The organism is Vibrio harveyi, from assembly GCF_030060435.1.
Taxonomy (GTDB): domain Bacteria; phylum Pseudomonadota; class Gammaproteobacteria; order Enterobacterales; family Vibrionaceae; genus Vibrio; species Vibrio harveyi.
Genome location: NZ_CP125876.1, coordinates 655,511 through 678,025, shown reverse-complemented (window position 1 = coordinate 678,025; position 22,515 = coordinate 655,511). Strand labels below are relative to the sequence as shown.

General features: G+C 47.3%; 24 protein-coding genes. 11 read left to right on the top strand and 13 right to left on the bottom strand.

The annotated features are described in order from the left end of the window. Nucleotides 1–406: 406 nt before the first annotated feature. The 7 genes from QMY49_RS19630 to QMY49_RS19600 all read left to right on the top strand — a co-directional run bounded on the left by QMY49_RS19630 (nt 407) and on the right by QMY49_RS19600 (nt 7,939). Nucleotides 407–652, top strand: coding sequence for a DUF3297 family protein (locus tag QMY49_RS19630; protein WP_005448935.1), 246 nt, complete (start codon nt 407–409; stop codon nt 650–652). A gap of 225 nt (nt 653–877) precedes the next feature. Further along, on the top strand, nt 878–1,588 hold the full coding sequence (locus QMY49_RS19625; RefSeq protein WP_005448934.1) for an ABC transporter ATP-binding protein: 711 nt from the start codon (nt 878–880) through the stop codon (nt 1,586–1,588). Continuing rightward, nucleotides 1,575–4,100, top strand: coding sequence for an ABC transporter permease (locus QMY49_RS19620; protein ID WP_283316255.1), 2,526 nt, complete (start codon nt 1,575–1,577; stop codon nt 4,098–4,100). The genes QMY49_RS19625 and QMY49_RS19620 overlap by 14 nt, the downstream gene beginning before the upstream one ends. Then, a complete protein-coding gene (locus QMY49_RS19615; protein ID WP_283316253.1) occupies nt 4,100–5,233 on the top strand; it encodes a lipocalin-like domain-containing protein in 1,134 nt (377 codons plus the stop codon). Before QMY49_RS19620 ends, QMY49_RS19615 begins: the two co-directional genes overlap by 1 nt. 82 nt (nt 5,234–5,315) lie before the next feature. Then, a complete protein-coding gene (locus tag QMY49_RS19610) occupies nt 5,316–6,167 on the top strand; it encodes a helix-turn-helix domain-containing protein (protein WP_283316252.1) in 852 nt (283 codons plus the stop codon). A gap of 86 nt (nt 6,168–6,253) precedes the next feature. Continuing rightward, nucleotides 6,254–7,606, top strand: coding sequence for an MATE family efflux transporter (locus tag QMY49_RS19605; protein ID WP_017189759.1), 1,353 nt, complete (start codon nt 6,254–6,256; stop codon nt 7,604–7,606). 66 nt (nt 7,607–7,672) lie between these two features. After that, a complete protein-coding gene (locus QMY49_RS19600; protein ID WP_005448923.1) occupies nt 7,673–7,939 on the top strand; it encodes a DUF2999 family protein in 267 nt (88 codons plus the stop codon). A 189-nt stretch (nt 7,940–8,128) separates the two neighbouring features. Here QMY49_RS19600 and QMY49_RS19595 read toward each other — a convergent pair whose 3' ends face one another. The 3 genes from QMY49_RS19595 to QMY49_RS19585 all read right to left on the bottom strand — a co-directional run bounded on the left by QMY49_RS19595 (nt 8,129) and on the right by QMY49_RS19585 (nt 10,905). Next, nucleotides 8,129–8,950 (bottom strand): hypothetical protein, encoded by an 822-nt coding sequence (locus QMY49_RS19595; RefSeq protein WP_069217826.1) that lies wholly within the window; start codon nt 8,948–8,950, stop codon nt 8,129–8,131. 108 nt (nt 8,951–9,058) lie between these two features. Continuing rightward, on the bottom strand, nt 9,059–9,541 hold the full coding sequence (locus tag QMY49_RS19590) for a methylated-DNA--[protein]-cysteine S-methyltransferase (RefSeq protein WP_009696589.1): 483 nt from the start codon (nt 9,539–9,541) through the stop codon (nt 9,059–9,061). Further along, complete coding sequence (locus QMY49_RS19585; RefSeq protein ID WP_283316245.1) at nt 9,538–10,905, bottom strand: DNA-3-methyladenine glycosylase 2 family protein; 1,368 nt, start codon at nt 10,903–10,905, stop codon at nt 9,538–9,540. Before QMY49_RS19585 ends, QMY49_RS19590 begins: the two co-directional genes overlap by 4 nt. A gap of 203 nt (nt 10,906–11,108) precedes the next feature. Here QMY49_RS19585 and QMY49_RS19580 point away from each other — a divergent pair, with 203 nt between their 5' ends. Then, nucleotides 11,109–11,312 (top strand): hypothetical protein, encoded by a 204-nt coding sequence (locus QMY49_RS19580; protein ID WP_009706735.1) that lies wholly within the window; start codon nt 11,109–11,111, stop codon nt 11,310–11,312. Between the two features lie 347 nt (nt 11,313–11,659). Then, complete coding sequence (locus QMY49_RS19575) at nt 11,660–12,103, top strand: DoxX family protein (protein ID WP_038895002.1); 444 nt, start codon at nt 11,660–11,662, stop codon at nt 12,101–12,103. Between the two features lie 159 nt (nt 12,104–12,262). Here the strand turns inward: QMY49_RS19575 and QMY49_RS19570 are convergent, their stop codons facing one another. Next, nucleotides 12,263–13,156, bottom strand: coding sequence for a LysR family transcriptional regulator (locus QMY49_RS19570; protein ID WP_239924392.1), 894 nt, complete (start codon nt 13,154–13,156; stop codon nt 12,263–12,265). A 148-nt stretch (nt 13,157–13,304) separates the two neighbouring features. On the opposite strand from QMY49_RS19570, the gene QMY49_RS19565 reads away from it, so the two are divergent. Continuing rightward, on the top strand, nt 13,305–13,658 hold the full coding sequence (locus QMY49_RS19565) for a MaoP family protein (protein ID WP_005434702.1): 354 nt from the start codon (nt 13,305–13,307) through the stop codon (nt 13,656–13,658). 147 nt (nt 13,659–13,805) lie between these two features. On the opposite strand, the gene QMY49_RS19560 is transcribed toward QMY49_RS19565, so the two are convergent. Then, nucleotides 13,806–14,057, bottom strand: coding sequence for a DUF3081 domain-containing protein (locus QMY49_RS19560; RefSeq protein ID WP_009706732.1), 252 nt, complete (start codon nt 14,055–14,057; stop codon nt 13,806–13,808). Nucleotides 14,058–14,432: 375 nt separating this feature from the next. Between QMY49_RS19560 and nagB the strand changes: the two genes are divergently transcribed. Then, nucleotides 14,433–15,233: a glucosamine-6-phosphate deaminase gene (gene nagB, locus QMY49_RS19555; protein ID WP_005448902.1), complete on the top strand. Its 801-nt coding sequence runs from the start codon at nt 14,433–14,435 to the stop codon at nt 15,231–15,233. Nucleotides 15,234–15,359: 126 nt separating this feature from the next. Here nagB and QMY49_RS19550 read toward each other — a convergent pair whose 3' ends face one another. The 8 genes from QMY49_RS19550 to QMY49_RS19515 form a co-directional block, all read right to left on the bottom strand. Further along, nucleotides 15,360–16,226: a glycerol kinase gene (locus QMY49_RS19550; RefSeq protein ID WP_283316235.1), complete on the bottom strand. Its 867-nt coding sequence runs from the start codon at nt 16,224–16,226 to the stop codon at nt 15,360–15,362. Between the two features lie 151 nt (nt 16,227–16,377). Next, on the bottom strand, nt 16,378–16,806 hold the full coding sequence (locus tag QMY49_RS19545; protein WP_005434695.1) for a hypothetical protein: 429 nt from the start codon (nt 16,804–16,806) through the stop codon (nt 16,378–16,380). A gap of 183 nt (nt 16,807–16,989) precedes the next feature. Continuing rightward, entirely contained in the window at nt 16,990–17,871 is an 882-nt protein-coding gene (locus QMY49_RS19540; protein WP_283316233.1) for an L-ribulose-5-phosphate 3-epimerase, read from the bottom strand. Between the two features lie 8 nt (nt 17,872–17,879). After that, nucleotides 17,880–18,527 carry a 3-keto-L-gulonate-6-phosphate decarboxylase UlaD gene (locus QMY49_RS19535; RefSeq protein ID WP_005434690.1) on the bottom strand — a complete coding sequence of 216 codons (648 nt, stop codon included), beginning with the start codon at nt 18,525–18,527 and terminating at the stop codon, nt 17,880–17,882. Between the two features lie 5 nt (nt 18,528–18,532). Further along, a complete protein-coding gene (locus QMY49_RS19530) occupies nt 18,533–19,354 on the bottom strand; it encodes a Cof-type HAD-IIB family hydrolase (RefSeq protein WP_005434688.1) in 822 nt (273 codons plus the stop codon). 4 nt (nt 19,355–19,358) lie between these two features. Then, on the bottom strand, nt 19,359–20,051 hold the full coding sequence (locus QMY49_RS19525; protein WP_009696581.1) for an L-ribulose-5-phosphate 4-epimerase: 693 nt from the start codon (nt 20,049–20,051) through the stop codon (nt 19,359–19,361). A gap of 9 nt (nt 20,052–20,060) precedes the next feature. Then, the gene (locus tag QMY49_RS19520) at nt 20,061–20,537 is read right to left on the bottom strand and encodes a PTS sugar transporter subunit IIA (protein WP_009696580.1); all 477 of its coding nucleotides are present in this window, start codon (nt 20,535–20,537) and stop codon (nt 20,061–20,063) included. Nucleotides 20,538–20,660: 123 nt separating this feature from the next. Further along, the gene (locus QMY49_RS19515) at nt 20,661–22,421 is read right to left on the bottom strand and encodes a PTS ascorbate-specific subunit IIBC (RefSeq protein WP_005434683.1); all 1,761 of its coding nucleotides are present in this window, start codon (nt 22,419–22,421) and stop codon (nt 20,661–20,663) included. Nucleotides 22,422–22,515: the final 94 nt, after the last annotated feature.

The window sequence follows — 22,515 nt, the reverse complement described above, 5'->3', positions numbered from 1 at the left end:
GGTTTGCAGACGCGGCAACGATTTGAAGATCTAGTGGTTCTAAATCAAAAATCGTTAACAAAGTATGGAAGCCAAGGCAATTCGCCCTTCGGGAACGAGTCACGGAAACAATTTCTTCGTCAAACGACTTGGAAATAGCTGTCTATTACGCTGCTTCGTTTTCCTTGAACTTGAGTCAGTGACTCGTTCTGAATCCTGCATCTTGAAGTCACTTGGGTATATCTGTTTATAATGCAACCTTTCTTTAATGCTATCAAATTGAAATCGAGAGCGTATTCATGCCAAAAAAGACGATAGCATGACTGTGAGTGTTATACGCTTCAAACTCACATCAACATTTCTTGAACACTCGCCTTGCACTGACTACAATGGCGCACTTTTTTTACGGACTTCAAGGTCACACAAAATGACAGATACAGCTAAACCAGCTCTACCAGATCGCCTAGCGGGTAACCCACGTAGCCCATTCTTCATCAAAGAATGTTTCGATCACCAAATCGGTATCCGTTTTAACGGCAAAGAGCGTACTGACGTAGAAGAATACTGCATCAGCGAAGGTTGGGTAAAAATTGCTTCTCCTAAAGCAAAAGACCGTTTCGGTAACCCAATGCTTATCAAACTTAAAGGCGAAGTTGAAGCGTACTACGTGTAAGCTGACCACGCTGAATTTCTTTGAAAGCTCGAGTCTGACTCGGGCTTTTTTAATGCCTGCCATATCCCCTCCTCGTTTAATCTAACCCCTCTTCTTTTCAGTACAAGTTATTAAGAAATCGATGTAAATCGCTGTTTTTATCTTATTGTTGTCTAAAGTTTCTATAGAACTTACTGTAATAACCATTGCCAAAAGAAACGACACCTTTGAACACAAGGAGAGGAAATGGAAAGCCCACTTGTCACACTTAAACATGCGAGTAAAAGTTTTGTCGATGGTAAAGAGACACATCGCGTGTTGGAAGGCGTCGACTTTACGTTGAACACAGGAGCGAGTGTTGCGCTGACGGGCGCCAGTGGTAGCGGCAAAAGTACCCTACTCAATATCATCGCTGGCTTTGAGCCGCTTTCCGAAGGTGAGTTGTGGTTAGATGGCGATAACACGACGGCTTGGAAAGACCCACAATGGAGCCGATTTCGACACCAAAAGCTCGGTGTTATCTTCCAGCAATTCAATCTGTTAACGCCGCTCAACGTGCAGCAAAACATCGCCTTCCCTCTGCATTTGAATCAACAGAAATGGAACGACTGGTGCGATTACTTGGTCGAGACTCTGGGCATCAGCCAACTGCTCGATAGACATGTTTCTGCCCTTTCCGGTGGTCAACAACAACGAGTTGCGATTGCGCGCGCATTAGCCCACAAACCTAAACTGCTGCTTGCTGATGAACCCACAGGTAACCTCGACCAAAAAGCTGGTTTGGAAGTGATGAAACTACTGAGTGAAATCACCACCCAAGGCAATACGGCAGTGCTGTTAGTCACCCACAGTCCTGACTGCGCTGAGTTTATGAAAACACGGCTGCGATTGGATAATAATCAGCTACAGAACAGTCATCAAGTAAACAAACATGAGCTTCACCATGAAGCAAGCTAAGCTCCAAAACACCAGATTCACGCATACTCGACTCGCCCTGAATCTGTTTGCGGCGCACTATCGGCAGGCACCACTGCAAGCCGCCGCAATTCTCATCGGTATCGTGCTGGCAGTGACCTTGTTTGTTGCGGTACAAGCCATCAACCTCAATGCCAAGCGCAGTTATGCAGAGTCTACCGAGCAGCTTAGCGCACAAGCTCAGAACTTAATTATTCCACCAGCAGGGCAAAACTATCTGCCTGAATCACTCTACTTCACCCTTAGACAAAACGGGCTCAGTGCAGCACTACCTGTAATCGAAGGGCGAGTGAGAGACGAACAAGGGCGTCGCTGGTCAGTGCAAGGTAGCGAGTTGATTGCCGCCATCTCTTCGCGTTCTCGCTATTCTGCAAACGGAAAGTCATCAGAAAACCAACAGAACGTCTCTTTGTTCGACAGTGCTTTACCTTTGCCTGAGCTTTTAGCCGGCAAGCCAATCGTGATGATGAGTCAATCTCAACATCAAAACTTAGGAGAGGTAGAAACCCTAACTCTGGACGACATTCCAACCCAAGTGGTGGTGCTACCCGACGAATGGCAGTTAGGTAGCCGAATGTTGATGGACATTGGCTTTGCCCAGCAACTGCTCAATAAACAAGGACAGCTCAGTTACATTGCGGTTTTCCACTCGGGTGATAAAGGGAATAAAGACACGCAAGCAAATTGGCAGAAGCTGATTGGCGATCAAGGGCAATGGATTTCCAACAATCAAAGCACAGACCTTGGCTCGCTGACCGACAGCTTTCACCTCAATCTCACAGCAATGAGCTTACTTGCCTTTTTAGTCGGGCTGTTCATTGCCTACAACGGCGTAAAATACAGTTTGCTGAAACGCAATCGTCTGTTAGTACAAATCCAACAGGCAGGTGTTGCGCCGAGCATTGTGTTCTCTGCGCTGTTAGTTGAACTCTCTCTTCTCGTTACCATCGGTGCTTCCCTCGGTTTTGTAATGGGCATGCAGCTCAGCCATTGGTTGCATCCGACCGTAGCACTAACTCTAGAACAACTTTATGGTGCGACACTGCTGCCCGGCACTTGGCAATGGCAATGGTGGGCGCAAGCCCTGCTGCTCACATTAGCCGCCACCCTATTGGCATGTTGGCAGCATTTTAAACAGCGAGTGCGCCAGCCGCTTTCTTCTCATGGCGGATTTTATCAAGCACCTGAAGCCTCTAACGAAAACCAATTGTTCTTGATAGGTGCTGCGTTGACGGCTCTCGCACTTGCAGGGTTATGGCTGAGTGAGCATCATCGCTTTACCATGGCGTGGCTCGGCGTGCTTGTGGTGTCGATTCCTTTGTATCTACCCAAAACACTCAGCGTCTTAGCCAATTGGTGTGAAAAGCGCACCACTTCCGGTTTGATGCAGTATCTGTTTGCTGAGCTGCGCGAGCTGATTTCTCCGCTTTCTCTCGCCATGATGGCACTGCTACTCGCTGTTACAGCCAATATGGGGATGAACACCTTAGTGGGCAGCTTTGAATCCACCCTAAAACAGTGGTTAGAACAAAGGTTGCACGCCGATATTTACGTCAGCCCTGCCCAAGGGGAAATCGCATATGTAGAGCGCGCATTAGGACAGTTCGACAAGGTTGAGACCGTCTACAAGCAATACTACGTCGACGATAACCTGAAAGGCTTACCGATTTTGCTTGGCACCAAAGACAAAGACACCTTAGAGCAAACCATGGTGTTCAAATCGCATTTGGAGAACTTCTGGTCACGTTTTTACCAAGGTGAATTAGTCGCCATCAGTGAACCAACCGCGGTCAAACTGGGTTTATCACTGGGTAGCGAGCTCACACTTGATGCTGTTCCAAATAAGAACCTGCTTGTGGGGGCGATATTTCACGATTACGGTTCACCCAATGGTGAAGTGTTATTGGCACCCAAATTATGGCAAGAGAGTGGCTTTACCGACCTGCCAACAAGCCTTGGCATTAAAGTCTCGGGTGACCCACAAATCGTCTACGACCAACTGCGCGAGCAGCTGAATCTGCATCCAAGTCAGCTCTACGATCAGACGCAAATCAAATCCATCGCGTTGGATATTTTCTCGCAGACCTTCGCCATTACACGCGCACTCAACGGCGTGACGTTGATGGTCGCGGTGATTGGTTTGTTCAGTGCTTGTTTCATGTTGCTCGACGCGCGCAAAGCCGCCATCGCAAGGCTGTATGCACTTGGCGTCAGCCGTCGCAAATTAATGACCATGGTGGTCGGACAGATCGTCGCTTTGGTCAGTTTTACTCTGGTTATCGCCCTACCCCTCGGAGCCATGGTGGGTTATGTGCTGACAGACATCGTCACCTTGCGCGCTTTTGGTTGGAGCCTAAATTATCTGTGGAATTGGAGTGATGCCCTCAGCATTGCGGCGATCACCATCTTGGTGGCAGTGATTGCAACCTTAATTCCGCTGTGGCGATTGGTCAGTAAGCCTGTCGTGTCCAGTTTGCAAAGCGAGGTGTTGTGATGGTTCGATTAGCAAGCAAACTTACTCTGTTCATAGGTAGTCTGTTCCTATTTGGATGTGAAGATCCCCAACAAAAAAATATGAGCACACAAAATATGGGCGCATTGCTGGGCAGTGGAGATACGCAAAGTGAGAGCAACCCATTCACACCCGTGGAAAAAGGGGTTGAACTCACCTTCCCAGCAGACCATCAAGCGCACCCGAATTTTCGTCATGAATGGTGGTACTTAACCGCTAACTTAATTGATGAAGACAGCAGCCCACTTGGCGTCCAATGGACACAATTTCGCTTTGCTGCTGCACCGCCGCCACCGCCAAAGGGCGAAGATGACGTAAAGAAAACCGAATGGCAGACTCAGCAAATCTTCATGGCACACAGCGCGGTCACCACAACCGACAAACACTACGCCGATGAAAAATGGTCACGCGATCAAGCCTCTCTAGCCAGCGTCGACACTTCACCATTTCGGGTTTATCTCGATGATTGGCAGTGGACTTCTTCAACCACCGATCTCTTCCCTGCAACATTGAAGGCGAACTCGGAACAGTTTGGCTATTCGCTGACGCTTACCAGCAGCGCACCTTATCAAAAGCAAGGCGAACAAGGTTACAGCACCAAAAGTGCCGATGGTCAGGTGGCTTCGTATTACTACAGCCAACCGTTTATTGATGTCTCCGGTGAAGTCACGATCGACGGCAAAACTCATCAAGTGTCGGGCAAAGGTTGGATAGACCGAGAGTGGAGCTCGCAATTCTTACTCGACTCACAACAAGGCTGGGACTGGTTTGCCCTAAGGTTGAGTGACGACACCAGCTTGGTGGTGTTCCAATTGCGAGATTCCAAAACCGGTCAAGCCAGTTACGCCAGCGCAAGGCTGATGCAGCAAGATGGTTCTGGCATCGCCATTTCTCAAAAAGACATTCAGTTAGAGGCAACAAAGCACACAGAAATCCAAGGTCGCAATTATCCAACCCAGTGGCAAGTGTCGATTCCTAAGCAGCAAATCGAGCTTACAATTTCTGCACTCAACCCGAACGCGAAAATGCCGCTTTCAGTGCCTTATTGGGAAGGCCCGGTGCGTATTGATGGCTCTCATTCTGGGACTGGTTATATGGAACTTACTGGCTACTGAGGACAAAAATTTCCGTGCACAATCTTGATTATTCGATTCATAATGATGAAATCATCATCCCCAAGAGCTATTGAATGCCCTCATGAGCAATATGATTTCGCCAATTCGACAAGTGCGACTCATTTTAGGTGAACCGTGTCGAGCGCTTGAATTTTCAGACATCCAAGAAGACCCATACATCGATCCACATCGCCACGAGTACTGGGAGATTGTCTGGTGCTTGGATAATAGCGGAACGCAGAGCATCGATTTCGTCGAATACCAAAACCGCCTTGGTCGCTTATTTACCATTTCACCAGGGCAGGTTCACCATTCCGAGTTCATGGGTAAAAACATTCGCATGTTGATATTCCGTCCCGGCTTTGCTGAAACCAATCCACGCAGCACGCAGTTGGTGAATAGCGTATTTTCTACGATTGATCGACCGCCGTACCTCGATTGTAGCGAAGAGAGTTTTCCCTACCTAGAATCGATTTACACCCTAATCAAAGAAGAATGTGAAAGAGAGGATTGTGATTGGGATCTTGTCGAATCACTCATCAACAGCTTTCTACGCTATGCATTGCGCTTTGCTAAAACACCATCTCAAAAAGGGGAGCAGAAAGACGCTCGCATCGTGCAGTTGACCGAATTAATTGAGCTGCATTATCGCGAACAAAAGAAATGCCAGTTCTACTCCGATGCCTTAGCTCTCACCAGCAAACGTCTAAACGAGTTAGTGAAAGCCGACAGAGGCAAGACGGTCACGCAACTGATTCATGACCGAATCATATTAGAAGCCAACCGAGAACTGGTGTTTTCGACGAAAACCGTCAAGACCATAGCATTTGAATTAGGCTTTGATGACCCTGCCTATTTCAGCCGCTTCTATCGGAAACAAAAAGGAGAAACACCAGCGGAATTTCGTCTCCGATGTTTAGATAGTGCAATATAATGGGCGGATAATCCCTTTTCGCCACGCTTGAATGTACTGATAATACCCGAACATAAATCCACCACATTCGGGTATTTTTCTATTCCATGGCTATCAATCTAAAAACTGATCCCATTTCAAAATCCTTTTATCAGTACCTGTGGCCTGCTCTCACTGGCATGGTGATCAAATCTTTGTTCATCATGGGCGATGCGTTATTTATCGGTTTGGGCGTTGGTCCCGATGGACTTGGTGCTATTGCCTTAGTCATTCCACCGTTTTCGATTTTTACTGCCATCGCCATGATGGTTGGCATTGGTGGCGCCGCAAAAATGTCGATCGAAATTGGTAAAGGCAACTCCGAGTCCAGCCAGATGTGGTTTAGCCAATCCATGTTGATTACCACTTTGCTATCCACTATCACGGTGACGCTCGCTCTCATTTGGTTAGATGAATTGATTGCCTTAATGGGCGCTTCAGGCAACTTGGCTCAGCTTGCTCATGATTACCTTGTTGTACTGTTACCGTTTTTTACTCTCTATTCCCTCGCTTGGGTACTGTCTTGCTTTGTGCGTAACGACACCAACCCCAAATTGGCAACCTATGCGATGTCGATTGGTGCCATTACTAATCTCGCATTTGATTACCTATTTATCATCGAGATGAACATGGGGATGAAAGGCGCAGCGTATGGTACGGCCATTGCTCAAGCGGTCATCGCACTGATTTTGTTGACTCACTTTGTGCAAAAGAAAGGCGCTTTGGTACTGAGCTTAAAAGGCATCGGATTCAGCAAAACCAAAGAGATTTTAAGCATCGGTACACCGACATTCTTTATCGAAGTCACGTCTGCAATGACCATTGTTTTGTTTAATTATGTCTTACTGACTCAATTTGGTGAGAGTCATATCATTGCCTACGGCTTGACTACGAACGTCGGTGTGTTCGCCCTCTTTGTCATGGTCGGCATCGCGCAAGCGTGTCAGCCAATCATCAGCTTTAACCACGGCGCAGCTCGCCCAGAGCGCATTGATGAGATCTTAAAACTAGGGTTAAAAACGGCAATTGGTAGCGGCACCGTCTTCCTAATGGGGATTTGGTTATTGGCACCCATAATTGCATCGGTGTACTTAGGTAACAGCAACGACTTGATCCCACTTGCCGCGACTGCACTCACCTTCTACTTCTTCGGCGTGCCTTTGATGGGGTTAAACATGGTGATTGCTAATTTGTTCCAAGCCATTGCCAAACCAAAGCAAGCAACACTCATTTCATTGAGCCGAGGGTTTGTTTTTGTTGCGTTGGGTGTTTTGATACTGCCTAAGTTCTTCCCCCACAACGGTATTTGGGCAAGCATTCTCTTCGCAGAGTCTTTCACCGCGGTGATCAGCTTGAGCATGTTATTCAATTACCGGAAACGCGCGGTAGAACCAACAAATGCTTTCGCGAGCAGTTCTTAGTTCAACCAAACCCAGCCAAATGATAAACTCGGGTTCTATTTCATTCTGTGATTAAAAGGAAATGCGATGAACCCGATTATTGCGCTGTTGAAAGAGAACAATATCAGCGACGAACAAATCAACGAGATTTTTCAGACTCTGACCCAAAACCCTCTTGCGGCAATGGCAACAATCAGCCAGCTAGGTCTACCACAAGACAAACTACAAATGCTGATGGCGCAAGTGATGCAAAACCCAGTGCTAATCAAAGAAGCGGTGGATGAGTTGGGATTGGATTTCTCAAAAGTTGAAGAAGCAAAAGAGAAGCTTCAAAGCCAAAATCAAGGCAACTAATTCCTTGTATACCTAGGTCACCTCGGATGCTTAGTTAAGTGAGAATCACTTGATTTGAAACCTGCGTTTGAAGTCGCTTGGGCATAGTAGAAAACAGAAGGCAGTTAATCCCAATTGAATGGGCTTAACTGCCTTTTTGTTATCAGGTTTAAGCCGTTATTTGCTACTTTCTATTCTCACGTATTCTAGCTACGCCAATGGTGAGTTCTCACAATACTTCTGGTCATCAGCAGTCAGCTTTTGCTTACTCGCTTGGCTTAAGTGATAGTGCACCAACATCAACAAATCATGCGCGTAGAAAAGCTCAAAAGCGTCCTCTCCATTTTGTCGACAGATTGCTTCACAGCGATCAGCGTGCACTTTGGCTTTGAGTGGGTTTCCTGCTTTGAGCAAACTCATGGCTAAGCGATATTCTGCGCGCTCTTCTTGCATCCAACCTCCCGCTACCTTCCAATACTCCAGCGCCAATGTAGCAGCCTCTAGCATGTGTTCTACTTGCACCTCAGAGCGGGTTTCAAGCTCTTCATATTGGCAGGCAAGGTTGTTACCCGTAATGGCAATTGAACGCGCTAAAGGCTCGGCAGCTTGATCTGAATCTATACCGTTGGCTGCTTTTGCTAACCACGTGCTCGCTTGCTCTAGTTCATTCATTGCTGACAGCTCGTTAGCAATTTGAGCAAACACGCGACGCTGATCGACATCATCTAGATCCGTAATCGGGTCTTTATTTTGGTCAACGAAGTACTGTGCAACGGCTTTAGCTCTCTGACGCGCTAGACACTGAGTCGCTACGCCATTTTCGAGCTTATCTAAACTGGAGAGAAACTGGCTTGGGTCGTGCAGATGACCAATGGATGTGTGCAACATCAAGGGTAAGATGCGCTCAGCATGGTTAGTGTCTTCCACCTCGCTAAGCGCTTGTTCTAATTGATTGTATGTTTGTTGTGGCTGCGCTTCATGTTGCTGCCAGCTTTGGTTTATGAATGCATCAAAATCCGTATTGAAAGACATATCCTTATTATCCTTTTTCATTGCTCTGGATTGTTTATTAGTACAGCAACCCTACACAAAATTTAGCCAAATAAGATAAACCTTGCCGGATTCTGAGAATGGTCTCACTTAAAGTGGCGTGCCCTTCTCCAATGCGAGTAATCGTTGCTTTCGCTCTACCCCGCCTGCATAGCCCGTAAGCTTGCCACTTTTGCCGATCACACGATGGCACGGCACCACAATCGAGATTGGATTTTTACCATTCGCCAGCCCCACCGCACGTACCGCTTTGGGATTACCGATGGCATTTGCCAGATCTTGGTAGCTCCATGTCTCACCGTAAGGAATAGTTGTTAGCGCATCCCAAACTTGAGTTTGGAAAGCCGTACCTGTCGCTGCAAGGGGCAAGTCGAATTCGTTACGCAGCCCAGCAAAGTATTCTTCCAATTGAGTAACAGTCTGGCTGAGCACTGCATGTTGATCATCACGCTCACCCAACTCGTCTGGTTTGGTGGTACACGTTTCAAACCAAATTCCCAGCAAACCTTGATCGTTAGCTTGAATGGTCACAGCGCCTAACGGACTTGGCATTACCGTATAAAGTGATTTCATGATTGATTCCATAAGTGAAAAGTCGCGTAACTGCCCCAAGGCGACGCAGTATGAGCATTCAATGACGGATAGTTTGGCATGGCTTTCTTCACCACCAAGTCTTTATCTAAAAAACAATCGGGCTGAGATTGGCCACGCAGTTGCGCATAACTCACCGTCCACGGACCAATGCCCTTTAATTCCAGCCATTGCTGCGGATCGGCTTCTGGGTTTTGCTGCATGTACTGAGCAAATCGCACGAGTGTGTCTTTACGGCTTTGCGGCATACGCAAGAAGCTAACATCGGCATTCGCAATGGCTTCTGGCGTTGGAAAGTGGCGCGCTTGCTGATCGTTACTGAGCGTTTCTACCAACAAATTAAGTTGCCCGATAGCCGCTCTGACCGACACTTGCTGCCCCAACACAGCGCGTACACCGGCTTCCCACGCACTCCAGACGCCCGGAATGCGAATCCCTTGGGTTTTCACCAACCCTGGCGCGATGTAATTAAGGTGCTGCTCCACCGTGCAAATATCCGCATCAAGGTCGAACATGCGACGCACTCCAGACACCAAATTCTGCAATTTAGTGACGTCTTCAATCTCAAACTCCATCTCAAGGTAACCCTCCCCTTGAGTGACCTTAAATCGTGCATGGCAATCATCGAGTAAAACATTGCGCTGGTAAGCCTCTTGCGTGACTTCTTCCATTCCCTCAATCGCACGCAGACGATAAAAATCGAGCATGTGTTGCCAGTGCAAAGCGCCGCGATAAGGTAGCACGATTCGGTTCGTCCCTACGCCATCAAACTCTTTTCTACGCACTTGAGAAGGCGTTAGCTGAAGGATCTTTTGGAACGCATCATTGAAACGTCGAGTGCTGTTAAAACCCGCGGCAAAACCGACTTCGGTGACAGACATCGAACTCGAATGCAGAAGCTGTTTGGCAAACATCAATTGCTGATACTGCGCATATTGCTTAGGTGACATCCCCAAATATTGCTCGAACAGCATGCGCAAGTAACGATCCGAGATCCCAAGACGATCGGAGAGATCTGCAAGGGACTGATGATGTAACTCACCTTGATCGATCATTTTGATCGCACGTTGGAATGTGGTTTCAACCCCTTTCCAAGCCCATGATCCTGGCGCACTGTCCGGGCGACAACGCAAACACGGACGATAACCTGCCTTCAAAGCTTGCGTCTTGTCAGTGAAGTACTCGACGTTTTCCTCTTTGGGCAAATTGGCTGGACAGATCGGGCGGCAGAAGATCCCTGTCGTTTTCACTGCAATGTAAAAGCGCCCATCAAAACGGCTGTCACGTGCCATGCGTGCTTTTTGGCATTGTTCAAAGGTCAACGATGTGTGTGGGTGGATGAGCATAGTGCTGTCCTTGCGTACACAGTGGGTGTTTAACGAGTGGGCAACTTGCTCGCCACTCGATCGGTATAACTTCATTGTAGAACGAGGAGTTACTGTAGATTAGCCATTTTCGGAACTCAATATTGAGAAATTTTGGCATTAGTAAATTTGTGCACTAAAGTTAGATCAGAACAACACAACAACGTCGGCTAAAGGGAATTGGCATGGACTTACATACGTGCGTGATTGTACTTAGAAATCACAAGGTTATTACCAGTAAATCAGTCGAGCACTCGATAGGGATTATCGAACGCGACTCTGATAACGAGATTTCAGAAATTCAAATCAATGCGACTGATGGTGTGAATATTCGCACTTATCACTACCATAGTGTGGAAGACTCGCTTGAAAGCTTAATGAATCTATAAAAACTCCTTTCTCCCTTGTTAATCGTAAAAGCAAAAGAGCACAGCCCCCTGTGTTCTTTTTTTTGCCCGTAGTACACAGACGCCCTTCCAAAAGACCAACAAAAGTAAAGAATGTCATTCAAAATTTTACCAATTCCTTGATCAAATCCAGCACGTATGAGCACTAAAAACAAATACTTTTAACATTTTAAGTTAATGTATTTAAAAACAAAAAACGTTCCATCGAATTTATCGAACGAGAACATCAAATTGCCCCAATTTTTTCTTTCTCTCCTCCTACCTACACTGGTTTCAACAGTAAGGGAGTCAGCACTCCTCATCAGAAAAATTCGAGAAAGGATAAAGTCATGAAAGCACTACTACAGAAAATCACCACTTCAAACGCGGGTTACAGCGCACTCGCTCTTCGCATTCCAGTCGGCATCATCTTTATGGCGCACGGCGCACAAAAACTTTTTGGCTGGTTTGGCGGTTATGGTCTTGAAGGTACAGGTCAATGGATGGCATCGATTGGTTTAGGTCCAGGCATGCTGATGGCATTTTTAGCTGGCAGTGCAGAGTTTTTTGGCGGCTTGTTCATCTTGCTTGGTCTACTTACTCGCCCAGCAGCCGTGGCTTTAGCATTCACCATGGTTATCGCCATTTTCTCGGTTCACTTTGAAAATGGCTTGTTTATGTCAAACAACGGCTACGAGTTTGGTTTAGCACTACTGGCAGCAAGCGTTTCTCTCGCTTTCTCTGGTGCAGGCAAAGCCGCATTGGATGAAGCGCTCCGTCAGAAACTGGCGTAAACGGGAGCAAAAACGACCTTCACAGTGCCACAACTCTCGCTTCAAGAAGGCGATTTATTTATAAACATATCGGCATTTCCGGAAACCCATACAAAAAACCCCTTGGCATCACACCAAGGGGTTTTCGTTTAAGTTTGCTCTGGATCGCAAAAGCAGAAATTACTCGTCAGCAGGAATGTCCGCAATTTGCTGCAAACTGTACGCCGTTAACGGGTCAATCTCTTTTACGATTTCTTCAACCTGCTTAATCGCTTCTACAGACGTGCTGGCTTTACGATAGCTCAAATAGATAGGACGGTACCAATCTTCTACGCCAGACACCTTGTGGAGCTGCCCACTTGCAATAAACGGCTCTACCAGAGACGCTGGTAGGTATGCGCTGCCACCTTTCTCTAAAACGAAGTCTAACGCGATACGAGCGGTAGAAGTGCGAAGGTAAGGTGCTGGGATTTTCGGGTGGCGTTCTGCGTGTTCTGAAGCGAAGCGCGTACCCCAATCTACGTAAACGTATTTCTTATCAAATACCGTATCAAGAGAATCTTGTTCGGTAGACACAAGCACCAACACCACGTCAGCAACTTTTTTGCAGTTAAGCTCATCCGCTTTGATTTGATCGAAGGCGAATGCCATATCGAGGGTGCGCTCTAGTAAACCTCGACTGAGCATTTCACGTCCCATGACTTCCGCCATAAAACCGTAACCACCAAAGGAGTCTGTCACCACACTCAAACAGTTCTGCAGGTAGGCATCCCAAATGTTAGGCGTTCCCCCCATAGTAAGCTGCAACGCTTTACCATCTTCGAGGGATAATTCGAGTTTGGCTTGCTGCAAAGTGCTCACCATCACCTCGGCATAGCCTATTAAACGCTCACCTGCGGAGGTCAACTTTATGTTATTTCGATCACGAATAAACAACTGCGTATCGAAATAACTTTCGAGTTGTTTGATGCGTGCGCTCACTGCGGCTTGAGTAATGTACAAGTTCTCAGCAGCCCGTCCGAAGTGACGAACCTTTGCCAGCTCTAAAAATGTTCGAAAGACCTTTACATCCATAAACCATCTCCTGGTTAATATAAAACCAGATTAACAACTAATTAAAATCTTGACGACAAAAAAATTTTGTTTTTCTTTTGTTAGCTTTGCGCCTAATTTTCGCCGTAATTCATCACATTCATCAATAACGGTTACAGAGGCTGTTGATATGTCTGACACTGAATTTCGTCATGGCAAAAAACGTTTTTACGACAACGTAAAATTCCCACGCGGCTTTGCAAAGTCTGGCGATTTTACTCTTTCGGAAGAGGAAATCCTAACAATTTATGGGGATACTATGCTTGGCCTAGAGTCAGGCGAGTTGACACCTGAGAACAGCGAAGAGAAACACTTCGTAAAAGTTCTGGAAAACCCAGGCAAAGCGAAAACTAAGATCGAGCGCACTTGGTTAAAATACACACAATTAGCTCGTGGTCGCAAACGCTTCCACACGCTAAACGGTCGTAACAAACCAGAGGCGTCAGATGACTACGCAGAAGAGAGCCTAGCAGAAGACGATTAACCGACTCTGCCAAGCCTTAATGCTTGGTTAATCCTCAGAGTGTTTCATTCTGTGGAGTTGCAAAAATTTTTCTTTTCCAAAAGCCCAGAGGTGTTTCACCAAAGGGCTTTTTCGTTTTTTTAGTAAACCTATTTATCCGGCGAGTACTCACTTCGCCAGCATGGCGACCTTCTTCAAGAAGCTGTCTTTAAGATGCTCTTGGTCGTACTCCAACTGATAGGTGTTGTGGAAGCCTACCTTCAGCTCCACGCCATTGCCTCTAAGAAACACGTTATAGCCGTCGTAATCAGAAAAGGCTTCTACCCCTTCATACATCTTGCCAAACTCGGTAGGCGTGCCGTTGTTCATCACACATTCGTATGCTTGCAGCACTTTGGTTGCGTCTAAGTCGTTTTTCATTGCGATTCCCTCAGCAATAAACACACTTTAAGTATGGTTAAGGAAGAAACGCCGTGCCACACCATAGATTGCGTGAGATCATAACTTCGGCATTTTTCTTCTCTTTCTCCTACGCAACTCGGTTCAATTTAGCTCGCTCATTCAGCCAAAAAACTTTTTTTCAGTCATAAATTTTAAACGCTAATCAACTAGTCTAACGTCCTCTATATAAGAGGGTAATCGCAAGAAGCAAACGTGAAAACTGTTGAGAAAAGCAACATTGGTTAAAGAAAAAGCAAAATTTTGACCTAAAACAATAGCAGATCGCCATTACTTATTTTATAATGCGAATTAATGTTTCAGGACATCTTAAATTCCAATAACTAGGGGCACAAAATGAGACTTATCCCGTTAGCTCAAGCAGCACAAGTAGGCAAGTGGGCAGCAGCACACATCGCTAAGCGCATCAACGACTTCAAACCAACTGCTGAGCGTCCGTTCGTTCTGGGTCTACCTACTGGTGGCACTCCTCTAGCAACTTACAAAGCATTGATCGAACTTTACCAAGCAGGTGAAGTGAGCTTCGAACACGTTGTGACTTTCAACATGGACGAGTACATCGGTATCCCAGCGGATCACCCAGAATCATACCGTTCATTCATGTACAACAACTTCTTCAACCACGTAAACATCCAAGAAGCGAACATCAACCTTCTTAACGGTAACGCGGAAGATCACGAAGCGGAATGCCAACGTTACGAAGACAAAATCAAGTCTTACGGCAAGATCAACCTATTCATGGGCGGCGTAGGTAACGACGGTCACATCGCATTTAACGAGCCAGCATCTTCTCTGTCTTCTCGCACTCGCATCAAGACACTAACTGAAGACACTCGTATCGCGAACTCTCGTTTCTTCGATGGCGACATCAACCAAGTTCCTAAGTACGCACTAACTATCGGTGTTGGCACGCTACTAGACGCTGAAGAAGTGATGATCCTAGTAACTGGTCACAACAAAGCACTTGCTCTACAAGCAGCAGTAGAAGGCAGCGTAAACCACCTATGGACGGTTTCTGCACTTCAACTACACCCTAAAGCAGTGATCGTTTGTGATGAGCCTTCACAACAAGAGCTTAAAGTGAAGACTGTTAAGTACTTCTCTGAGCTAGAAGCGGAAAACATCAAAGGTTTCTAATCCTTCGGGTAACAACCAAAGATAAACGCTGAATACACAAAACCCGTGAGTCATCACGGGTTTTTTCGTTTTTAAAGACTGGCAGGTTTGAAGGTTTAGGAATTTAAACAACCGCTAGCGAGGCGTTTAATAAGCTTGAATACCAAACTGACGCAGACGTTTCGGCAATACCTCATCGAGCCTATCTAACTCACTCGGTTCGACCTCAATGAGGTTGAAGTTATGCTGCTCGTAAACCGCACGAATCTTCTCTCGCTCCACTTCTAACATCTCGCCAGTATCACTGCCCCAAAACTGCAGATAGACTTTGCCACCCGGAAGGTAGAAATCGCTTGTCACGTCTTGGTCGATCGGCAATTGGCGCTCATAAGCGTGCACTACTCCTGCCAGATACAACCAGTTATCGATAAGCAGTTCTCCTTTAGAACGAACATAATGCCCATCTAAAGTGCGGTGCTTAGCTTCAAACTTCTGGCGAAAACTAGAAAACGACTTATCTGTGGAATGGGACTCGGCATCTTGACCTAAAAACTCAATCACAGACTGCTTGAGACGCTTGTTACGTAGCACTACGTCGTGCCACACCACAAAGGTATTCTGCGACTCTTTATCGGTTCTCTGCTGCCCACCAGCGCGGATTCCGGCTTCGGTTAAGCTCCAACCTTCTTCGGATTTACTGATCCAGCCTAATTCACTTAACAGCTGATTCATACGCTTGGCATTGAGCTTAAGCTTCTCACCCAACTGGGTTGCGCTGTAAGTTTTGCCAGACGTTGCCGCAAGCTCGATGTGCAAGTTAGTCGGCCATACGATGAACTGCCCAAATTTAGGGTGATCAACATACTCACCACCAAACTTGGCGCCCTCTTCGGTCAAAATCCATTTCTCGTCTTGGCGAACGATGTAACCAGCGCGTTTGAGATCAGCAAACAGCAGCTTTGCTTCTATCTGACGCATTTTTGCCAGCGCCGACGTCGATATTTTTTCAGACACGATTCATGCCTCCTGCAACTGTTTGAAATAAGGTGATGACTTGGATATTAACGCATTGATTTCATTGCTTGAAGTAAGAATAGTTGGGATTTTCTATCCACAACAAAAAAGGAGCACTTTGGCTCCCTTCTCTACATCGAATTGAATCGGCTTAATTATTCGCGAGTTTGGCAAACTTGCTGTAGGTGCTGATTTTGCCGTTGATGTACTCGATACCACTGTGCACATTGTTTTCGGTGTGACCAACAATTTGGTATTCCACGATGAATTCACCGCTGATGACTTTGATAAACAAGAAGCCGTCGCTGACCTTCCATAAGCCCTGCAAACCACGCTCGCTGAACAAGTCTTTTTCCACCAACGTACCATTTGGTTTGAGCTCTAAAATCGACGAGAAACCGTCTACGTTCACTTTTACCCAAGGCTGTTGATGCACTTCGTAGCTGAGGATTTTGCGGCGTGTCTTCGCCCACTCACGCAGTTCTTGCTCTTGCGCTGGGGTGAGAATTGGCAGGTCTTCCATCTCCAATAGGGTGTGATGTTTTTCGTACCAGAAAAGTTGCAGATGGAGTAATTTCATTCAGATTAACGGGGTTTCATAACGACAAAGCGCAACTTTGCGCCAACCCTGATGGTAAGTCAACCAATGAAACGAAAGAGTGCAGTTTTCACGAGGGTTAAAAACTGCACGTTCCCACGATGGGAAAACGGTGCCCAATAACGAGCACCGGAGCATGTAAGTGTCTATACGACCCAGAAAGAATTATGCGGCAAACAACCTCGGTAATTCCGCATGATCACACGCTTGATTTAAGCGCTGTTGGGCGGTTTGAATGTGCGCACGCCAATGTTCATCTTGCGCCCACATCTCAATCACCAGTGGCACGACGCAGTCTGTCTCTTTGAGTGTGCGGAAGATGGCATCGAAGTTCACTTCACCATCGCCAATCACGAGATCGCGGAACTGACCTTTGTATTCTGGCGTCACGCGATACGTGTCTTTAAGGTGGATTTGGGTAATGTGCGGCTTACTCAATTTCAGTTCGGTGCACACGTCGTAATTCCAACCCGAGATGTTGCCTACGTCTGGATAAGCAGTGAAATACGGCGAGTTCACTTCGCGATTGAGCACTTCAAACTTACTCAATGAGTTGAGGTAATCGGTGTCCATGATTTCAACAGCAAGCATCACACCTGCGCGCTCTGCCAGTTTCGCCGCTTCCTTCATACCTTCAATAAAACGCAAATGCGTGGCACGGTTTGCTGGCTCGTAATACACATCGTAGCCAGCTAATTGAATGGTACGGACGCCAAGTTTGTACGCCAATGCGATCGCCTTTTCCATGTGCAGCACAGCTTGCTCTCGGATCTTCGGATCAGCCGAGCCAAACGGGAACTTGCGGTGCGCGCTCAAACACATCGACTGCAATGGCATGCTGTAGCGTTCGCACTGGTGACGCAGGGCGTAGATCGTCTCGTCGTCCCAATCTAAGCGGCTACGGCGCTCGTCTGATTCGTCAACCGAGATCTCAAGAAAGTCGAAGCCCAACTCTTTGGTCACGCTGAGCTTTTCTTCCCAGCTCAACTCGTTCGGCAACGCTTTCTCATACAAGCCAACACGATGACGTTGTAGGTTCTGATACATGTCGCCCCCTAGTTCCAGTAACGGTCGATTTGCGCTTTCAGTGCTTCTGCGGTCTCTTGCCCTTTGTCACCCGCCAATGCACGACCTGCGATAAAGGTTTTCGCTTTGATGCCTTCAAACAGGTAAATATCTTCTGGCACGATGCCGCCCGTAATAGAGAGCTCGATACCTAGCTCAGAGAGTTGACGCATCTTGCTGATGTCAGCGTCTGTCCAACCAATCCCTGCTAACTCTGCATCGCGAGAACGGTGGTAAATCGCTTGAGTGATGCCAAGATCCACCCACGCTTGCGCATCTTCCATCGTCCAGTTGCCGTAGATTTCGATTTGGATTTCACCACTAAACTCATCCGCGACTTTCTTACACGCTTCGATGGTCGCAATGTGCGCTGCGGCTGAAACTGTAATCCAGTCAGCGCCAGCTTCAAACGCCATGCGAGACAAAATCGCGCCGCCATCAGTGGTCTTCATATCACACACCAGAATGTGGTCCGGGTGGTTCTTACGTAACGTCGAGACCGCATTCATCCCTTCTGCGAACGCGAGAATGGTGCCCACTTCAATCACATCGACGTAGCTGTGTACATTGCTTGCAACCGCCACGGCGTCAGTTAAGTTAGTTTGGTCTAGAGCGATTTGAATCATTGGTTTGGTCATGATGCTTATCCTTGAATTTTTTCACGTATCAGACGAGCTAAGCCGTCGTTATTGTTATCGGTTTCGCACACCAAACGGGCGCTTGAACGTACCGTCTCGTCTGCGTTATTCATGGCAACGCCTAATCCGGCGTAACGGAGCATGGAAATATCATTGTGGTTATCGCCCACGGCAATGACATGATTCGGGTGATAACCCAGCTCAGAAACATATTCCGCCAGTCTTAAGCCTTTGCTGTTGCCTTTTGCTGCGAAGTCGATGCGATTCGACCACGAGCGTTCGCCGTTGAACTTCTCTTTCACCCATGGGTTTTCAATCAAGCGTTCTACCGAGCTTGGTAAGCCTTCCACCACGAATTTCCACACAAACTCGGTATTGCGCACTTCTTCGCTGAACGAGTCGATTTTGTAGATCTTCGGTTGAAGATGCTCTGGCGCGGTTTTCGCCCACTTTTCCAACGCTTCCATGTAGTGAATTGGGTTGTAGTTTGAGTACGTCATGGCATCGGTTACGTACATCACCATCTTGACCTGAAACTCCTTCGCCAAGGCGATGAACGTCAGCGCGTCTTCCTTATCGATGGAGTTGTGCTTTAGCACTCGGTCATTGTGGTAGTCATAAACATAAGTGCCGTTGCAGCAGATGATAGGCGTGGTAAGACCCAACTCATCGTAATACGGACGTGCCGCAGTGTGATGGCGTCCGGTGACAATCACCACGTGACACTTCTGCTGCGCTTCTTGAATCGCTTTTTTCACCTCTGGGTGAATGCTGTGGTCATCGGTGAGGACGGTTCCGTCTAAATCTAAAGCAAGCACTTTGTACATGTCGTTACCTCTGCCCGTAGTAGGCGTTTTCACCGTGCTTACGCAGGTAGTGTTTGTCTGAAAGCTCAGGCTGGATCTTGATGCCGCTATTGAGTGAACGCGTTGCTAATGCCATGGCAGAAATCTCTTCCAATACCACCGCGTTATGCACAGCATCATCGGCGTTGGTTCCCCAAGAGAAAGGCGCATGCCCTGCCACAATCACGCTTGGTACTGCCATTGGGTCGATGCGGCGTTGACGAAACTCTTCCACGATAACTAAGCCGGTGTTCTTCTCGTACTCTTCGGCAATTTCACGTTGTGAGAGCTTACGAGTACACGGAATATCGCCGTAGAAGTAGTCGGCATGCGTCGTGCCCAGCGCCGGAATATCAATCCCCGCTTGTGCCCAAATCGTTGCACTGCGTGAGTGGGTATGCACCACGCCGCCCACTTGTGGGAACGCTTTGTAGATCTCAATATGGGTCGCGGTATCACTGGATGGATTCATATTGCCTTCCACCACATTGCCGTCTAAGTCGACCACCACAATGTGTTCAGCGCGCATGCCATCGTATTCCACCCCTGATGGTTTAATCGCAATCACGCCGCGCTCGCGGTCAATCTCAGACACGTTGCCCCAGGTGAAGGTCACCAAGCCGTATTTCGGCAGTTTGAGGTTGGCTTCGAGCACACGTTGTTTCAGTTCGCTGTACATGATTTCTCCTTAGGCAGTAACAGCCAGAGCTTCATCAATCACGTTGAATACATCGGTTTTGCTGCGGCAACGACGAAGCTTGTCCAAATCCACGCCCGTTTCACTGTCTTCATCATCCAACACTTGGGTCACTTCCATCAGACCTTCCATGTGCTCGTCTGAAGAACTGCCCGCTAGCGTGATTAACACATCAACTGGCTCGTCTTCGCCTTCAAAGTAGATTGGCTCTTCTAGCGTAACCAGTGCGAAAGCAGTACGAATTACGCCGTTTTCTGGGCGTGCGTGTGGCAGTGCCAAGTTAGGCGCGATGCAGATGTAAGGACCTAACTCTTCCACGCTGCTGATGATGGCGTCGTGGTAAGAAGGCTGAATCGCACCAGAAGCAATCAACATGTCCGTACCAATCTTGATGGCTTCACGCCAGTTAGATGCTTGTGCTTGAAGTTTGATTGAGTTGTTGTCGATCAGTGATTGTTTTAATCCCATTGTTCTATCTCCAGTTTGGGTGCCGTAACTTTGGTTGTCCGAAGCCCGGCACCACTGTTGTTATCCGCTGTTTGTTATTGGTTTCTTATCTCTTCATTGAGAGAAATATTTGGTCATGCTGTTTTATTTTGCTGGTACAAAGTTTTTATTGATGATGTCGAGTAGCTCGTCACCGAAGGAGTTAGGGTTAAGCATGTTTTGCACCCCGAGTACAAACTTGCCTTCGCCTGGTTCCATCTCCGCAGACAGGTGCTTCGACGATACGATGATGTCCGTGCTCGCAAGCTTCGACTTGTAGTCCGACACTGCGCATGAGTCCATCACGTGAGGAATGCCTTTCTTCTCTAAGTATTTGCCGATCTTCATTTTCATCATCATCGATGAGCCTTGACCGTTACCACATACCGCTAGGATGCTTACTGGGCGCAGACCGTCGCTCGCTTTGATTGCTTGCTCTACCGCTTCAATCACTTCTGGCTCTTCACTGATTTCTACTGTGCCTTGCGCGTCCTCTTCAGCACGTAGCTTGCGAGAAGCGAAGAACATGTAAACCAGAGACAGACCAACAAGAACGAAGAAGAACATTTTCGATGCAGACAGACCTTGCATGATTGGTGGGAATACGAGTGCCCAGTCCGCCATGCCCATCCAACCGTTGAACTCTGTGCCGTGTTGGCTAAATAGGTGGATAGCCCAAGCAGAACCTAGTACCTCGATGATGCCCATCACGAAACAGATCTTCATCACCGCTTTCCAGCCACCGAAGTGGTTAGCAAATACGCCGATGGTCGCGTTAGAGAAGAACATTGGAATGAAGCCAGGGATAATCATGATTGGCGCATCAAATGCCAACATCGCCAGTACTGCCGCGAACTGACCAAGCGCACCCCACATGAAACCAAATACCATTGCGTTAGGAGAGAATGCGTAGATAGCCGCACAGTCAATCGCCAATACCGCATTTGGAATCACGCGCTCAGAGATGCCTTTGAACGCTTCAGACAGCTCAGCAACGAACATACGCACACCCGCAACAATCACCTGAATCGCTACAGCGAATTTCAGCCCCGTTTCTAAGATGTAGATAGTCCAGTGTGTGGTGCCCGCCATTTCTTGAAGGTTATCAAGACCGAATGAAAGCAGAATGATGCCGAAGAACACCGTCATCACGATCGCCGTTGCTGCGATGCTGTCGTGGAAGATATGTAGCCATTTAGGCAGTTCTAGGTGGTCAACGCTGTCGTTCTTATCACCCAGTTTTGGCGCTACTTTTGTTGCAATCCAAGACGCCACCTGTTGTTGGTGACCAATAGAGAAACCCGCCCCGCCGGTGACTTCTTCCGTTGGCTTGAACATGATGTTGGAGGAGATGCCCCAGTACAGTGCCATTAACACCGCAGAGTAAATGATGGTTTCCCACATGCTTGCGCCAAGCACAAAGTAGAACACGGCGATCAGACCCGCTTGCTGGAACATGATGTGACCAGTCAGCATGATGGTGCGGATACCTGTGTAGCGGCGGAACAGTACCAAGAGGATGTTGATACCTAATGCTAATAGAACGGCGTAGCCCACCCAAGAGTAGTTATCGCCCATTGCTTCCATGGTAGACATCATGGAGGTGTAAGGGTCAATGACCGAGCCGGTTAACCCGTGGTATTCAGAAAGTTTGGAAATCACAGGTTTGAAGCCAGCAACTAGGGTGCCCGCACCCACTTGAACCAGCATGAAACCCACGATCGTTTTGATGGAACCTTTAATGATGGTGGTGGCGTCTCTTCTCAGCAACCAATAGCCAATGCATGTTACCAAACCCAGCAGTAGTGGGGCTTTGGTCATAACTTGGCTGTAAAAAATATAGAAGATGTCGTACAAGAACTCCATATCTTTACCCCTAGAGTGTTTTTTATTTGTAATCGTATGTAGGTCAGAGTGATTCCATCTGATGTCGTAGAATCTACTCAGTTTTTGCTCACGA

Bases quoted from the DNA above. Each gene is read 5' to 3' on its own strand.
- QMY49_RS19630 (WP_005448935.1), top strand. From the start codon at position 407: ATGACAGATACAGCTAAACCAGCTCTACCAGATCGCCTAGCGGGTAAC.
- QMY49_RS19625 (WP_005448934.1), top strand. From the start codon at position 878: ATGGAAAGCCCACTTGTCACACTTAAACATGCGAGTAAAAGTTTTGTC.
- QMY49_RS19620 (WP_283316255.1), top strand. From the start codon at position 1,575: ATGAAGCAAGCTAAGCTCCAAAACACCAGATTCACGCATACTCGACTC.
- QMY49_RS19615 (WP_283316253.1), top strand. From the start codon at position 4,100: ATGGTTCGATTAGCAAGCAAACTTACTCTGTTCATAGGTAGTCTGTTC.
- QMY49_RS19610 (WP_283316252.1), top strand. From the start codon at position 5,316: ATGAGCAATATGATTTCGCCAATTCGACAAGTGCGACTCATTTTAGGT.
- QMY49_RS19605 (WP_017189759.1), top strand. From the start codon at position 6,254: ATGGCTATCAATCTAAAAACTGATCCCATTTCAAAATCCTTTTATCAG.
- QMY49_RS19600 (WP_005448923.1), top strand. From the start codon at position 7,673: ATGAACCCGATTATTGCGCTGTTGAAAGAGAACAATATCAGCGACGAA.
- QMY49_RS19595 (WP_069217826.1), bottom strand. From the start codon at position 8,950: ATGTCTTTCAATACGGATTTTGATGCATTCATAAACCAAAGCTGGCAG.
- QMY49_RS19590 (WP_009696589.1), bottom strand. From the start codon at position 9,541: ATGAAATCACTTTATACGGTAATGCCAAGTCCGTTAGGCGCTGTGACC.
- QMY49_RS19585 (WP_283316245.1), bottom strand. From the start codon at position 10,905: ATGCTCATCCACCCACACACATCGTTGACCTTTGAACAATGCCAAAAA.
- QMY49_RS19580 (WP_009706735.1), top strand. From the start codon at position 11,109: ATGGACTTACATACGTGCGTGATTGTACTTAGAAATCACAAGGTTATT.
- QMY49_RS19575 (WP_038895002.1), top strand. From the start codon at position 11,660: ATGAAAGCACTACTACAGAAAATCACCACTTCAAACGCGGGTTACAGC.
- QMY49_RS19570 (WP_239924392.1), bottom strand. From the start codon at position 13,156: ATGGATGTAAAGGTCTTTCGAACATTTTTAGAGCTGGCAAAGGTTCGT.
- QMY49_RS19565 (WP_005434702.1), top strand. From the start codon at position 13,305: ATGTCTGACACTGAATTTCGTCATGGCAAAAAACGTTTTTACGACAAC.
- QMY49_RS19560 (WP_009706732.1), bottom strand. From the start codon at position 14,057: ATGAAAAACGACTTAGACGCAACCAAAGTGCTGCAAGCATACGAATGT.
- nagB (WP_005448902.1), top strand. From the start codon at position 14,433: ATGAGACTTATCCCGTTAGCTCAAGCAGCACAAGTAGGCAAGTGGGCA.
- QMY49_RS19545 (WP_005434695.1), bottom strand. From the start codon at position 16,806: ATGAAATTACTCCATCTGCAACTTTTCTGGTACGAAAAACATCACACC.
- QMY49_RS19540 (WP_283316233.1), bottom strand. From the start codon at position 17,871: ATGTATCAGAACCTACAACGTCATCGTGTTGGCTTGTATGAGAAAGCG.
- QMY49_RS19535 (WP_005434690.1), bottom strand. From the start codon at position 18,527: ATGACCAAACCAATGATTCAAATCGCTCTAGACCAAACTAACTTAACT.
- QMY49_RS19530 (WP_005434688.1), bottom strand. From the start codon at position 19,354: ATGTACAAAGTGCTTGCTTTAGATTTAGACGGAACCGTCCTCACCGAT.
- QMY49_RS19525 (WP_009696581.1), bottom strand. From the start codon at position 20,051: ATGTACAGCGAACTGAAACAACGTGTGCTCGAAGCCAACCTCAAACTG.
- QMY49_RS19520 (WP_009696580.1), bottom strand. From the start codon at position 20,537: ATGGGATTAAAACAATCACTGATCGACAACAACTCAATCAAACTTCAA.
- QMY49_RS19515 (WP_005434683.1), bottom strand. From the start codon at position 22,421: ATGGAGTTCTTGTACGACATCTTCTATATTTTTTACAGCCAAGTTATG.